The following is a 14,727-nucleotide window of genomic DNA, read 5'->3' on the forward strand; positions in this document are numbered from 1 at the left end:
AATACAGTTGTCTATAATCCAGAATTTGTTTATATAATACCATAAAACAAGGTAAAAATAAATAAAAATTGTCCCGCGCGCGGGACAATTTTTATTTGGTCATCAGTGGTTATTTTAGGAGCTCTTTTTTGTTGTATAGATGAATTTGTTTTTTTGCCATCAAATAACCCAAAGACTTGTACTTTAGAAGTCTCTATAAAATAAAAATTCCTCTTTTGCTATGTCGTGTATTTTATCAATTAAACTGGAAATTTTATGTGCAAAGGCCGGGTCTTTATCAGCTTTCCAGCATTCAAAAGCATGATAACCAACTGAATCGGGTGATTCACCAACCTGATGAAAAGGTTTTAGATGAGCGTCTTCTAATACTTTATTTACAGCATATCTGTAAGCCTGGCATTGAAGTTTTGTCTTACAGTCATAAGCAATCATGTAATTTTTATCAAGCTGCGGCGGAATTATTTTTAAGTCCAGTTTTTCAAATTGTTCTTTTCGCTCTGGCAGATTTGGTTTTTCCATAAATTTTTATTTGGCTACTTTGGTATAGGCAATTAATTCTTTCTTGCCGTCTAAGTAGATTTCATTTTTGCCATCCATGAGCTTAAATAATTGCGGATAGGTATTTTGTTTCCAGTAGGCCAAAAGACGAAAGGAAAAGGTAATATCTTCTCCGGGGCTTACTGTTGTTTTAATTTTTTTAACTGTTTTGCTATCAAGCCATGACCAATCTTTAAACCAGGAATTTGTGTAATCAAGATCATAGCTTTTTAAAGCCAGATTAGTCCAAGTTTTAGTGCCGGTATTTTTAAAAGTTATTGTAACTTTTGGCCGGGAATTTGGCTTGGCTGTCTGGGGCAGGGTATTAACTGTAATTTGGGCTGCATAGGGAGAAGTGACCTCAATAATCTGGTCTAATTGGTAAATTTGGTTGTCATCGTAATTTAAAGTTAGAGTATGGGGGAATGTAGCTAGGACATTCGGCGCTTTTAATTTAAACTCAAAATTCGCGCTGGAATTAGGGTAAATTATTGTTTCTTGAGGTGGAATATCTGCCCATTCAGTATGCCACGAATCATTTCTAAAAGGAGAGATATTAGTTTTTTCATAAACAATCTTTAGCTTTAATTTGCTCTTATTCCAGGCGACATTGCCTGTATTTTTAAATTGGAGATTAACCGTGGCCATGCTGCCGGATGCCATTTGTTGGGCTAAGTTTGATTGGCTTAAAGTTGCATTGTAAGTTTCTGCCACGGGATTAGTATTTTGATTACAAGTTTGGCAGGCGATTTTATTTAGGGCAATTGAAAAATCTGTATTGGGGAAATAGCCTTTATTTTGCCAGGCTAATGTAAAATTTTTGGTTTCAGTCTTTTTATCTTGTGGAGGATTTAAGACTAATTTGAATTTGCCAATTTCTCCGGGATATACATTCCCGCCAAGCAATTTAAAAACTGTCTGGCTGGAAGTTTGGTTAGCAAGCTCCCCATCTTTATCAGAAGTTAAAGCTATTTTAACAGAATCAATTTTAGTTAATTTATTTTTTAAACTGGCATCAGAAATATAAACATAATTATCCTCGTATCCGCGCCAGACTGCCTGGCCGATATTTTTAAATTCTACATAAACATCAGCGGTTTTTGTTTCCTCAATGTTTAGATCTTTGGCGCTCAGGCTGACAAATTCAGCTGCGCTGGGCAATGGTTTTTGATAACCGCCATAATCTTGCAGTAAGTTATAAGCTAACTGCCTGGTTTGCGGCAACTGATCATAAATTAAATTTCCCGGACAGGTCGTACTACCAACATCACGGTGGCCAAGTACATTGGGCAAAATTTGGCCATGAAATTCACTGGTGGCTAAAGGGTCTATATTAAATTCTTGAGATTTTTTAGCGATTAATTTATCCAGGGCAATTTTAGTTGCTTCAGTTAAATTATCAGGAGTATTGCAGTCTGGTTTATTCTTGCTATTTAGGGCCGTGTCATAACAGCCTAAAATTGCAATGCCAATCGTATTCCTGTTTCTCAAATAAGCATGGCCGCCCACAGTGCCTTCACCGCCAGCTCGGCCTTCATAAATATTGCCCTTGGAATCAATTAAGTAGTTATAGCCAATATCGCCCCAGCCCCTGACTTTAGCATGATAATATTGAATAGCGCGAATCGTTGATTTGGGATCAACATTAGCTTTTTCTCCGGCTGTGTGGTGGATGACAAATTTTTGTGGCGTGTAATATTCTTCTGGCCATAAATCCTGGCCATTTGCGTCGTAGCGGTAACTTTCATTAGCTCCCCATTCAGCCCGAGAAATAATATGTAAATCATCATTGTTATTTTGAGTACTGATACGGAAATTACCGCTTGGTCCTTTGGTCGTGTCTAAATAGATAAATTGTAAATTTTTTAATGAGTCTTTAGCAGTTTTATTATTAAAAATAAGTTTGTACTGAAATGAATCAGTGAGCTTAGTAGGTATCATCTGGCTCATCAAAACTGGCAGGCTGGAATCTTTGCCTTGGCTATCATCGTCTAAGGCCGTTTGAAACCATTCAGTCCAATTTTCATTTAAAAATCGCATATAAAGTTGGAAATCTTGGGTATTTTGAGACAAGCTTGGGTCTTCCATTTTTACGTATAAGGCATTAAATGGAAAATCAGCCTTTAAAATAGGGGAAATGACCTCATTTGTGTCTGTTTTGTTATTACTAGAAATAAAAAAAGAACCATTTTTTCCAGGTTCATTTACTAAAAGATTGCCTTCTTTTACTTCAGAAGTAGTTTTTGCGCTAACTAAAGCGAAAATAAAGGCTATTGACCAGCATAAAACAATAAAAATAACCAATTTTGTTCTAATTTTAGGTTTCATTTTGTTTTTATTTTAATCCTACAAAATTACGAATTTATTTACAAATTATACAAAAAACAAGAGAATTAATGATTTGAGAGGGATAAATGGAGAAAATTTTAGGGTTTTAATAATTTCAACTCTCAAATCGGAATAATATGGAAAATTTTGTAGTTTTTGTGAAGAATTTGTATTTTTGTAGGTATTATAATTATAGCATATTTTTTTTAAGTTGTAAAGAGCAGGAAGATTTATTTTTGCTAATTTTAGCTTCAAAGTAGCTAAAATATGTAATTATTAAATAGAACCGTCAATTTTTTCAGTTTCTGGCTGACTTTTAAGGCTAAGTATTTCTGCCGCTAATTCTTTAGAAAAACCCTTCATAAAATATAAAGTTATCAAATATATTAAAGTCGCCAAAATTAGCTGTAAAATGACGTTTTGACCAGCTAATAAGTATAAAAAAATTGACATTACAATTGAAGCCAAGGTCGCCTTAAACAAAATTTTAATTGAGGGCAAAAACTTAATCGTTCGGTAAGTAACCAGGAAATTGAAAATAAAAATTAGAGCTTCAGAAACAATGGTAAAGGCAGCAGCGCCATAATAGCCATAAATTGGAATCGTTATCAGATAGCCGGCTAAAGACACTATAGCCACGAAAATATAGGCCCCTACCATTTTTCTTTGTTTATCAATCGCGACCACGGTAAAACCAAACAGAGAATTAATAAAAATAATAGCAGTAGCAAAAATAATTATTTTTAAGATAATACCGGAATCAGTAAAATCAGGGCCGGCAATTAAAACCATTAAATCTTTGGCAATAAATAAAGTGCCAAAAACCATGGGTACGGCAATTATTATCAGAGCATCAAAGGTGCTTTGGAAAATTTCTTTAAATTTCGCATAATTTTTTTGCGCCCAGTGCAGTGTTAAGATTGGGAAAATTAAGCCAATGAATAAATAGATAAAATTTGTCAGGATTTCCAGGACTCGATAAGGCGCGTTATATATTCCTACTTCTGCCTGCGAGCGAAATAATGAAAGAATAATAGTGTCAGCTTTGAAATAAACTAAGTTTAGGGCAATGGTAATGGCAATGGGCCAGGTGGTCTTTATAATTTTTTTCCAGATAGTCCAGTTGAAGGCAAAAGAAATTTTGATATACTTTAAAACAAAAATATAATTTAATAAAAAATTTATAAAGCTGCCGAGTACTACGGCCAGCATTATAAAAAGAAGTCCTTTGTTTAAAAGGGCGAATATAAAAACCAAGGCTAAAAGCACAATGCGTCCCGCCACTTCAGCAAAAGTTACGCCCAGCATCTTTAATTTTTTTTGGAACAGGCCAATAATAATTATATTCAGGGCAGAGAAAAAATATGAGATAGTGGTAACAGCCACCCCGAGTTTAATCAGATTATCATAAGGAAAAAATAGAACCACTAAAGGCGCCAGGCCCAAAAAAATAAAGGCGCTGATAAAACGCAGGGAAAAAACATTATTAATTATTTTTTGCTGGTCATAATGCGGATCGGAAATTAGCCGGACTACTGTTACTGAGAGGCCGAAATCTACGAGGATAGCAAAAAATTGTAAAAAGGCGGTAATGGTTGAATACTGGCCAAAACCAATTTGCCCCAGATAGCGAGTCATAATAGCAATAGTCAGCACGCCTAAAATAGTGCCAATTATTTTACCGCTGAATTGGATAAGTGTATTGTGGGCAATTTTTTGGGTTAAACTCATATGTATAAGGGTAAGATGAGGAAAAAGAGTAAGAAGGGTCATCCTACGCTCCTGCCTTCGTTGAAACTTCGGCAGGCAGGAAAACTTCGGATGACAAGTAAAAGGGGGTAAGATGGGATTTCCTTTAGGTAATCATAACAAAAAGAACGATTTTAATAAATGTTCGGAAATTAATTAGGTACTAAATAAACTGATAAATTGAACTCATATTTTTAGATACAGACTTAAATCCTTATATAAAATTAGCCTAAAATTAGTGAACAAAATTTTTATACAAAAGAGGGTTTTTCATTGAATGGGCTTGACATAAATGGTATAATTATAATATAAAAATGCGAATAATATTTTAATGCAAATGCCACCTACCTTCGCTCCTTTGGAGCTACGGCAGGCAGGCGAATATTTAAAATCCGAATACAACTCTGCCCCAATTTATAACGTAAAGTCCTCAGTCTTTCGAAATTCGCAGATTCGCATTATTCGTAGATTAGCATTCAAAAAAAACAAAAATAAAAAAATACCTATGAAAAATCAAACTGCCTATTTATTTGGCTGGAAATATAACCAACTGCAAAACAAAGCTGTGATAAAAAAAAGGTCGCAGATTGACTTTTTGATAAGCATTATCATAGCTTTTTTAATTATCATTGTTATTTCCCAGCTCTTGTCCCGCTTAGATCAAGCAATCAGAGTGCCATTAGGCAATACTGATTTTTCTTTAATTAATCCTTTGGCTATTAATCGAGTTTTAGCAGCTGAAAATGAAGCCATTAAAATGATTCAGTCGCAGAATGATTTTGAAATGACAAAAAGCGAAAAGATTGATTTTTCGGTCGGGTTTAAAAATAATGGTTCAAGCGTTTGGCAAAAAACAGGTTCAGGCAAAGTTGAATTGCGCAGAGTGGATTCCAGCGGGTTGACTTTTAAAGCTTCTTTAGCCAGTGCAGAAAATAAGCCGGGTCAGATCGGTTATTTTTACACTACATTACTTGCGCCCAGCAGTGTAGGCACATATAAATTTAATTATGTTTTAGTGCGTGATGGCAAAACAAAAATTTCCGGCAGCGAACTTCAAATTGTTATCAAGGTAGTTGCTAGTAAATCAGTAGCAAGTTCAACAATTGCCAGTCAAGCCATTGCCACTGCGTCAAGCCAGTCCGTGGCAAGTTTGGCAGTCGTAAATTCCAGCGCTGAAGCCATTAAAATGATTCAGTCGCAGAATGATTTTGAAATGACAAAAAGCGAAAAGATGGATTTTTCAGTCGGGTTCAAAAATAATGGTTCAAGCGTTTGGCAAAAAACAGGTTCAGGCAAAGTTGAATTGCGCAGAGTGGATTCCAGCGGTTTGGCTTTTAAAGCCTCGTTAGCAGCTTTAGAAAATAAGCCTGGCCAAATAGGTTATTTTTACACCGCATTAACAGCGCCCAGCAGCTTGGGCACATATAAATTTAATTATGTTTTAGCGCGTGATGGCAAAACAAAAATTTCCGGCAGTGAATTTCAAATTGTTATCAAGGTAGTTGCCGCAAAAACTAAGACAAATACTAGTCCATCAACTAACAATGCTACTATTGCAGCGGGTAATCAAAACAAGCCGGTTGGCTTGGCTGAAATTTGTTTAAGCATTAAGCCTGCTGATTTTAAAGCTGCCATGGTTGACCAGCGTTTGATTGATGAATGCTTGAAAATTGGGATTAGCGTGACAAATGAAGGTACTTCATATATTAATCTGCAGCCAAGTCCAGTACCTGTGCCCGCGCCTACACCAACGCCAGCTCCTGTGCCAATTCCTACACCAACACCTAATCCAACTCCTGTGGTTGATTCAAGTTACGGGCCTTTAGTTAGAATTGGCTTATATTCTACTAGTAACCCAATTACAATAACTGCCAATTATTCATATAAAGTAAAAGACCAAACTCAAACTGTTTTGGCTACAGTTCCAGCCAACATTCAAAGCCAAATTACTTTTAATTTTTCATCTAGAACTTATAGCTTAGTAGCTAATGGTACAAATTTAGCCACAAGTTCATATTTACGCTTTGAATCTGATTCAGCAAATACAGTTTTTGAAATAGTCTCCTTAAATTGGCGACCAGCCTGGAACACTAGTTTAAATGATAATAAGTTTTTAGGTGCGATAGAAGTCAGATATAGTCCTAATACTAACAAGTTATGGGTGATTAATGAATTGGCTGTGGAAAATTATTTGAAAGGTTTAGCTGAAACAAGCAATGATTCGCCTTTAGAATATCAGAAAGCTTTAGTCACTGCGGCGCGCACCTATGCCATGTATCATTATAATCGCGGCACAAAACATGCGGCTGAATATTATACTTTAGATGCAACTTATGACCAGGTGTATAAAGGTTATAATTCCCAGATACGTTTGCCAAAAGTTTCACAAGCGGTAGAAGAAACTAAAGGTCAGGTTGTAACATATAATGGCCAGGTAGTTGTCACTCCATATTTTTCATATAGTGATGGCCATACCAGAAATTGGGAAGATGTTTGGGGCGGCAGCTCAGTCGCTTGGTGCCGTTCAGTAGCTGAACCAGCTGGTTATGACAAAACTACAATGTATGGACATGGAGTTGGCCTTTCAGCTCATGGCGCCTTGCACTTAGCAGTTTATTATAATTACACCTTTGACCAGATTTTGAAATATTATTACACTGGAATTGAGCTGAAAAAGATTTATTAATATTAATATATAAAAGTATGCCAAAATTTACACCAGAAATGCCTCAAGGCGAAAAAGAAAATAATTTAGAGGCTTATGGTGCATACAGACTCGATCTAAATGATAATTTAGAAGAAGTTCCTGTCCAAGTTCTTGAAAAGTATAAGAATTACGCGGAAGAACAATTAAAATGGATTAAAGAGGAGTCTCTAAAAGTTTCCGAGGAATCTAAAGAAGGCTTGGAAGCTTTAAAATATATTTTTTTAATGCTGGAAAATTTTAGGAAATCAATGTATGAAAAAGGCACTGAAAAATTTCAAGAAGAGATGCTAGAAACATTAGCCAAAGAAGATCTGAATGAAGTATTTTTAGTTGCGGAGCTTTACAATTTAGTTGATGTTAATGCGTCCGAGTTTGTGCCAGAATCAAAAGATTATGATAAAGAGGTCGTTCTTGATAATGTTAATAGGGCAATTGCCAATTTAAAACAGACAGTTTTAAATTTAGCTAAAGCTAAATTTCCCGGAGAATATCAGGAACAATTAAAAGCACATGGTGAGGATTGGAAAAGGCTTGATCAAGGCAGGTCATTTGAGGCCATGTCTAAAAGCATTGGGCAGGAGCTAATAGATGCTCTTAAAAAATAAGTGCATATAAATAAAAAAGAAGGCGATTGAGTTCGTCTTCTTTTTGTTTTCTTAAATTAAAATTTATTCCTGAGGCTTAATCTTTTCTGCCAGCTGATGCTCAAATTTTTTGTCCTGTTTTTCTAAAAAGGTATTTATAATTCTGACTATTTCAAAGGGCTTAGGCACTTGGCGGAAAATGAATTTTTGCACTTCGCCTGCTGTCTGAATATGCACGTCGCCAAATTTGAAAAATGTTTGCAAAACGCCTTTTTGGGAGCCAGACACATCCTGAATGCGGTCCAGATCCTGTTCAGCTATTTCCCTGTTGAAAAGTCCCCGCTGTTCTATATTGATTATCCTCTGATCAGTGACAATCCAGACATCAAGGTAATAATCAATAAAAGAACTGAATAAAAACATGGCAGTATAAAGGTAATAGACGCTGGTTAGCAGAAATAAAAAGGGATAAATGTTTTTGTTATTTAAAATCCAGGGCTGAAAATTTTGCAGGAAAAAATAAATCGCTACCGGCACCAAAGCCAAAAACAAATACATCAGCCATTTGCCAAGCAGGACAATGATGTGCCTGCGTAAAAACAAGATCAGCTTTTCATCTTTTTGGCGGTTAGGGATTTGATTTTCTATAAACATATTTTACTGTTAAATGGGGAATTGACTTATGGATAATTATTGCGATTTGTACTATTGGCTGTCATTATCTCCAGCGAATTTACAAATCTTGATACAAATTTACAAAAAGTTTTGGTAGGAACGGTGCTTAAGTCAAAAATTCAAAATAACTCACTAAAGTGCCTTTAACAAATGAATTTCGTAACATTTGTAACTAAATTTGTAGTTTCGTTGGGTTTTAAATTATGAATGTTTGAGACCAGTCAATTAGCAGGCCGTATTTATAAGTAATGAATAAAATTAAAGTTACTGCAGCTAGAAATAAAAAAGTCATTAAAAAACTTAAATAGCTGAGAAACCCAAAAACAAATAAATGGTAGAGATTAATCAGGGCAAAAATAATAAAAATTCCTATAAGGATGCCATAGAGGATAAGATAGACTGATATGGAAATCTCTATCATAGATTTTTGGTCAGTGCGTTACAAGATGGTTTTTAGGATACGAATCTACGAATTAGCTACTAATAATACTAATAGGTAATTTGGCGAAATTATTAGTAGATTAGTAGTAAATATGTAGATTAGTAGCCAATCTTATTTTAGCAGTTTACAAATTTAAATTCTATATTAGGGGATTTTGGGAATTTTCAAGCCTTGGTTTTAAGCCCAGATGTTCATAGGCTAATTTAGTCGCGGTTCGTCCTTTAGGTGTGCGATTTAAAAAACCCAGTTGCATTAAAAATGGCTCATAAATGTCTTCAAGCGTCTCCATTTCCTCGCTTGAGGCCGCGGCCAGTGTATTTAAGCCAACAGGACCGCCTGAGAATTTTTCAATAATAATTTCTAAAATTTTGCGATCTATTCCATCCAGGCCGAGTTCATCTATTTCCAATAAAGCTAAGGCTTCTTTGGCCATTGGTTCTGAAATTTTGCCATCTGCTTTAACCTGGGCATAGTCACGAACGCGTTTGAGTAAACGGTTGGCCACGCGCGGTGTTTTTCTGGCGCGCTGGGCAATGAGCTGGCAGGCAATTGGTTCAATTTCTGTATCTAAAATTTTGGCATTGCGTTCAATAATTTTTTTAATATCTTCATCCTGATAAAAATCCAATCTGAAAGTGGCGCCAAAGCGGTCGCGCAAGGGAGAAGAAATTAAACTTACGCGCGTGGTGGCGCCGATTAAGGTAAATTTGGGCAGATCTAATCTTAAAGTTCTGGCACTTGGTCCTTTGCCAATTACAATATCCAGGGCATAATCTTCCATAGCTGGATAAAGCACTTCTTCAATCACTTTATTTAAACGGTGGATTTCATCAATAAATAAAATATCACCATTGGCCAAGTTAGTTAATATCGCTGCCAGATCACCAGTCCGTTCAATAGCTGGACCAGAGGTGACTTTAATATTTGCGCCCATTTCATTGGCAATCACATGGGCCAAAGTTGTTTTGCCCAAGCCAGGACAGCCATGCAGTAAAACATGCTCAATTGGCTCGCCTCGCTTTTTAGCGGCAGCCATAAAAATTTCCAAATTATCTTTGACTTTATTTTGGCCAATATATTCATTTAATTTTTTCGGCCGCAAAGATTTCTCAAACGCTACTTCTTCAGCTGACTCTTTGGTGGAAACTATGCGGTTTTGGTCTTGTTTTTTAGGCATAATTTAATTTTATCTTATCTGTTTTTGAGTAAAAAAACAAGGCAATTTAAAAAGGAATTACTCTAAGTAATCCCTTTTGTTTTTTTATTCTGCACAAAGCGCCTTTACTGCTTCTATAAAATCGCGTTGATAATCATTCTCGTTTTCCAGTATCCTTTCTTCATTTCCCCCAATGAATAAATATTTTCTTATCACTTTTTTTGCTTCTTTAGTGAAAAGTATTATTTTTTTAGGGTCCCTCCTTATTATTTTAAAAATATTGCGCGCTGTTTTTTCTCCGCCTATTTTTAAGGCTTTTTCAATAATTTTGTCGTCTGGCGGAGGAAAAGAATATTTCAGGTGCAGGCACGCAAAAAATGCCCTTTGATTTTCTTCCTTGCAATCTGCCCGAGCCTCCCAGGTAAAATTGTTTTCTCCATTGCATGCCCTGTCTGTATAGTCAAAAAGACTCGGCTTATTGCTAAAAAATTTGTCCATCAATATACTCCGCGCTTTTAAACTAAGGACGTTGAAATTACTGCCCCAAAGTAAAATTATATCGCGAAGAATATTCCCATCGCTTTCTTCAATAATAGTTTCAATAACCTTTTTTCCTGTTAGCTTATTTAGGTGCTTCATTTTTTCCTCCTTCGGCCGCTTCGCAGCTGGCTTTGCCACTGTCTTTAGTCGATATGACTGGCCAGATAGTTAAACAATCAGCTTTGCCTTTATCATCCATTTTCCGAAACCAAAAACGAAAGTCTCTAACCTTGGTTTTACCAGTTATCATGGGCAGTATAATTTGGGCAGTATCATACCAGTTTAGGTAAACATTTCTTAGTTGTAATGCACTTTTAATATCTTCGTAGCAAACAGAAGTATCTGCTGGTAAATTAACCAAATATTCCTTGAGAGCAATTTTTGCTAGTTTAATAATTGTGGGGTGAATTTTTTCTTCGCGCACATTTTTGTCAGGTTTTTGTTCTTGATTTGTCATTTTTTTCTCCTTCGGCGCCTTGCGCATTTTTAAGTTGTCAAAGTTACAAACCAATTTTCAGCCCGCGACAACTTGTCTCGGCCTGGAAAAAGGGGGCGACTCGGAGTCGCCCGGAATGATGTGTGATTGTCCGATAATATTTTACTCGTAGTCTATTCTTGGACAGTGATTACGCAGCCGTTTTTGGATTGGTTTCCAAATAAAATCAATGATCAAATTATAGACTATCCAAGCTAGGACAGCTAAAACGCAGAATGTTGGCAATGTTATAAGAGTAAGCTTGGCTTCTTGGGGGTGAGTCAAAATAGCCGTTATCACGATAGCCAAAGACCCAACAGTTAAAAACATAGTCACGAAGATTGAACAAAATATAGCCAAGATGCTATAAAGATACGAGCATAGCGTTTGAGGCATCTTGCCGTCAAGCTCTTCGCAGGTGGGCGGGAAACGAAAATCCCTCCCCTCGCTCCAATAGATTAAACGATAATGCCAGGACTTTTTATTGATCTTCATTTTTTTCTCCTTCGGCGCTTTGCGCCTTTTTAAGTTGTCAAAGTTACAAACCAATTTTCAGCCCGCGATACTTTATCGTGGCCTGGAAAAAGGGGGCGGGTTGCATAACGGCTTCGCCCATGAGTTGTCTATTTTTTTGAAAATACTTGTTATCCTTCGCCTGCTTTTTTTACTGCGTAAAATAGGACAGCCCACCATGCTCCAAAGAATATTGTCATTAGAAATAGGGTTTTTATAGCAGGTAGGGCTTCGGCCCCAAATGATTCCCATTGTAGTAGACTGATTGCGCCTACAAAAAGTAAAGCTTGCGAAAATATTTTAATTCCCCACATTACTGCTCCTCCTTTGGTTGATTTGTGAAGATCTCACCTTGCCCATTTTGCAAGATATTAAATTATATCTGGGAATTTAATTTTAGTCAATGATTACCGCCTATTATAGATAAATTAAAACATTAAATATGGCTAAAATGGCTAATTATATTGACAAATTTGCCAAATATGCTATACTTCAATTAGTAGTCGGAATTTTACGAATATTATCAACAGAGGTTCGGCCTCCAAATTGGAGGCCGAACCTCGGAAATCCACATGAATACCAAAGAAGCTTTAGAACAAATTGATATTATTGGCAAAAAAGCAGATATCTATCTGGCTTGTTTGGAAATGGGCGGGGCAACTGCTTATTCCATTGCCAAAAAAGTGGGACTAAAAAGGCCCACTGTTTATGATATTTTAAGCCAGCTCTTAAATGAGGGGCTGGTTTATAAATCTTTAAAAGCCAAGAAAAAATATTATTTTCCTGCTGATCCAGGAAGATTATTAAAGAAAGCCAAAGAAAAAGAAGAGAATATCAAGGCGATTTTGCCTGAACTGGAAAATTTATATAATGCGCCGAAAATTAAGCCAACCATTAAATATTTTGAAGGCAAAGAAGGTATTAAAGAAATGTACAATGACAGTTTAAAAAGTTTGAAAAAAGGGGATGAGATTTTGGGTTATGTGGGTGAAGGAATATTGCAGTATTTGCCTAAATATTCAGATGAGTATATCGCCGAAAGAGTAGCTAAGGGAATCAGATTCAGGGGGATATATAAAAAAGAAAAGGGCATTATGGAATATATGGCGAAAAATCAGGAGCAATTACGCACTGTCAGACTTTTAGATCATAAGGATTTTCCGGTCAATAATGAAACCAATATTTACGCCAATAAAATTGCGATTGCCAGTTATGGCAAGGAAATGTTTGCCATGATCATTGAATCAGAAGAAATTGCCAGGGCGCAAAGGGCAATTTTTGAGCTGGCTTGGAGAGGCGCAGAGGGCTTGGAATAAACCCTTGATTTTTTTAAATAAATAGTATAAAATAATTTTATCTATAAATATCCCAATTTTTGTTATTTGGGTTTTGTCATTTGGAATTTAATCAAGCGGGTGTAGTTCAGTGGCTAGAACGTTTCCTTGCCAAGGAAAAGGTCGCCGGTTCAAATCCGGTCACCCGCTCAAGAAGTTTCAAAAATAAACAAAAAGTTATCAGAAAAGACAGGAGATAATATATGATTGATCGAAACAGCGTTTACGAGGAACTAATCAATTTGCTTGATAGAAATCAAGTTGAATATAAATTGTTTTCCCATAGAGAAGCTTTAACCTACGAAGAATTAGCTGAAGTACAAAAAGAGACAGGATTTTTTGGAACAGAGATGAAATGCTTGGTACTAAAGGCAGGCGAAAAACTAATTATTTATGTCACGCTGCAAGGAGAAAGAGTTAATTTTGATGCAATTAAAGAAAAACTTGGGGTGAATAAAGTTAGATTGTCTACTCCAGAAGAATTAAGCGAGTATTTCGGTGCTAAACCAGGGTGTGCTTATCCTTTTGGATTTGATGCCCAATACGATATTTATGTAGACCCTAAGATTTACGATCAGGAATGGATGCTGTTTAGTCCAGTCGTTCCAACAAAAACAGTGCAAGCAAAAGGATCAGATTTAAAGAAAGTATTTAACTCTCTTGGTAATAATGTGCAAGAGATCACAGGCTTTAATCAATAGATTGAAAAAGCTTTTTAAGGCGAATAGCCGTTGCTACTAACTGGCCGAGGTGGTGAAACTGGTATACACGAAGGACTTAAAATCCTTTGGAGTTAAACCTCCGTGCGGGTTCGAGTCCCGCCCTCGGCACTATTCTTCTAAATTGAAGAAGTGTTCTTTTACTACTTTTATAAACAGATTGACTCTCTTTTTGAGGGTCTTTTTGTTTTTTTAGCAAAATTAGCTATAATAAACTATATGACAGCCTTATTCTATGCCATAATTTCCGGACTGATAGTCAGCCTAATCGGCTTGGCGGTTTTTTTTCTTTTGCTGTGGCAGGAAAATTTTTCCAGAAAAATTATTTTTTATTTAGTCAGCTTTTCAGCCGGCGCTATGATCGGCGGCGCTTTTTTTCATTTGTTGCCAGAGGCTTTAGCTGAACAGGAAAATTCATTACAAGTTTTTGCTTATCTGCTGGTAGGGTTTTGCTTCTTTTTCATTTTAGAAAAATTTTTGCGCTGGCATCATTGCCATGATAAAGATTGTCATGATAATAGCCATTTGGGCTATATGAATTTAATCGGTGATGGCATCCACAATTTTATTGATGGCCTGATTATTGTTTCAGCTTTTATGGTCAATACTGCCTTGGGAATTGTAACTACTATTTCTATCATTTCCCATGAAATCCCGCAAGAAATGGGCGACTTTGGCGTCTTGCTTTATTCTGGCATGAAAAAATCAAAAATGCTTGGCTATAATTTTTTAGTGGCATTAATTGCAATTTTAGGCGTAATAATAGGCTATTTGTTAATTAATTCTGTTGCAGGTTTAAACAATCTTTTATTGCCTGCTGCAGCCGGCGGATTCATTTACATTGCAGCCACTGATTTAATACCTGAATTACAGAAAGAAATTAAAGCAAAGAGTTCATTTTACCATTTTTTTGTTTTTTTACTGGCTTTGATCTTTATGCTCCTAATAAAAATTATCGGCGGTTAATT

At 36.0% G+C, this 14,727-nt stretch carries 14 protein-coding genes and 2 tRNA genes; 7 read left to right on the forward strand and 9 right to left on the reverse strand.

Features of this window, described 5'->3' with window-relative positions; genetic code table 11:
* Window positions 1-183 precede the first annotated feature (183 nt).
* The 3 genes from WC460_02610 to WC460_02620 all read right to left on the reverse strand — a co-directional run bounded on the left by WC460_02610 (window position 184) and on the right by WC460_02620 (window position 4,596).
* Window positions 184-519, reverse strand: coding sequence for a hypothetical protein (locus WC460_02610; protein MFA5188229.1), 336 nt, complete (start codon window positions 517-519; stop codon window positions 184-186).
* A gap of 6 nt (window positions 520-525) precedes the next feature.
* A complete protein-coding gene (locus tag WC460_02615) occupies window positions 526-2,865 on the reverse strand; it encodes an N-acetylmuramoyl-L-alanine amidase (GenBank protein ID MFA5188230.1) in 2,340 nt (779 codons plus the stop codon).
* Between the two features lie 276 nt (window positions 2,866-3,141).
* A complete protein-coding gene (locus WC460_02620) occupies window positions 3,142-4,596 on the reverse strand; it encodes a flippase (protein MFA5188231.1) in 1,455 nt (484 codons plus the stop codon).
* Between the two features lie 523 nt (window positions 4,597-5,119).
* Between WC460_02620 and WC460_02625 the strand changes: the two genes are divergently transcribed.
* Both WC460_02625 and WC460_02630 read left to right on the forward strand, forming a co-directional pair.
* Complete coding sequence (locus tag WC460_02625) at window positions 5,120-7,300, forward strand: SpoIID/LytB domain-containing protein (protein ID MFA5188232.1); 2,181 nt, start codon at window positions 5,120-5,122, stop codon at window positions 7,298-7,300.
* Window positions 7,301-7,317: 17 nt separating this feature from the next.
* Window positions 7,318-7,926 carry a hypothetical protein gene (locus WC460_02630; GenBank protein ID MFA5188233.1) on the forward strand — a complete coding sequence of 203 codons (609 nt, stop codon included), beginning with the start codon at window positions 7,318-7,320 and terminating at the stop codon, window positions 7,924-7,926.
* Window positions 7,927-7,989: 63 nt separating this feature from the next.
* Here WC460_02630 and WC460_02635 read toward each other — a convergent pair whose 3' ends face one another.
* From WC460_02635 to WC460_02660, 6 genes are all read right to left on the reverse strand, one after another.
* Window positions 7,990-8,559: a PH domain-containing protein gene (locus WC460_02635; GenBank protein ID MFA5188234.1), complete on the reverse strand. Its 570-nt coding sequence runs from the start codon at window positions 8,557-8,559 to the stop codon at window positions 7,990-7,992.
* A 602-nt stretch (window positions 8,560-9,161) separates the two neighbouring features.
* Window positions 9,162-10,199, reverse strand: coding sequence for a Holliday junction branch migration DNA helicase RuvB (ruvB, locus tag WC460_02640; GenBank protein MFA5188235.1), 1,038 nt, complete (start codon window positions 10,197-10,199; stop codon window positions 9,162-9,164).
* Between the two features lie 84 nt (window positions 10,200-10,283).
* Window positions 10,284-10,817, reverse strand: a complete 534-nt coding sequence (locus WC460_02645) for a hypothetical protein (protein ID MFA5188236.1) — start codon at window positions 10,815-10,817, stop codon at window positions 10,284-10,286.
* Window positions 10,801-11,175, reverse strand: a complete 375-nt coding sequence (locus WC460_02650; GenBank protein ID MFA5188237.1) for a hypothetical protein — start codon at window positions 11,173-11,175, stop codon at window positions 10,801-10,803. Before WC460_02650 ends, WC460_02645 begins: the two co-directional genes overlap by 17 nt.
* A 141-nt stretch (window positions 11,176-11,316) precedes the next feature.
* Complete coding sequence (locus tag WC460_02655; protein ID MFA5188238.1) at window positions 11,317-11,688, reverse strand: hypothetical protein; 372 nt, start codon at window positions 11,686-11,688, stop codon at window positions 11,317-11,319.
* Between the two features lie 149 nt (window positions 11,689-11,837).
* Window positions 11,838-12,020, reverse strand: coding sequence for a hypothetical protein (locus WC460_02660; GenBank protein ID MFA5188239.1), 183 nt, complete (start codon window positions 12,018-12,020; stop codon window positions 11,838-11,840).
* 258 nt (window positions 12,021-12,278) lie between these two features.
* Here WC460_02660 and WC460_02665 point away from each other — a divergent pair, with 258 nt between their 5' ends.
* The 5 genes from WC460_02665 to WC460_02685 all read left to right on the forward strand — a co-directional run bounded on the left by WC460_02665 (window position 12,279) and on the right by WC460_02685 (window position 14,725).
* On the forward strand, window positions 12,279-13,022 hold the full coding sequence (locus WC460_02665) for a helix-turn-helix domain-containing protein (protein MFA5188240.1): 744 nt from the start codon (window positions 12,279-12,281) through the stop codon (window positions 13,020-13,022).
* Window positions 13,023-13,117: 95 nt separating this feature from the next.
* A tRNA-Gly gene (locus WC460_02670) sits at window positions 13,118-13,190 on the forward strand.
* 53 nt (window positions 13,191-13,243) lie between these two features.
* A complete protein-coding gene (locus WC460_02675) occupies window positions 13,244-13,741 on the forward strand; it encodes a YbaK/EbsC family protein (GenBank protein MFA5188241.1) in 498 nt (165 codons plus the stop codon).
* A 43-nt stretch (window positions 13,742-13,784) separates the two neighbouring features.
* Window positions 13,785-13,870 (forward strand) — tRNA-Leu (locus tag WC460_02680).
* Between the two features lie 108 nt (window positions 13,871-13,978).
* Window positions 13,979-14,725 (forward strand): ZIP family metal transporter, encoded by a 747-nt coding sequence (locus tag WC460_02685; protein ID MFA5188242.1) that lies wholly within the window; start codon window positions 13,979-13,981, stop codon window positions 14,723-14,725.
* Window positions 14,726-14,727 lie beyond the last annotated feature (2 nt).

Source organism: Patescibacteria group bacterium, assembly GCA_041651155.1.
Lineage (GTDB): Bacteria > Patescibacteriota > Patescibacteriia > CAIXNZ01 > CAIXNZ01 > JAPLYF01.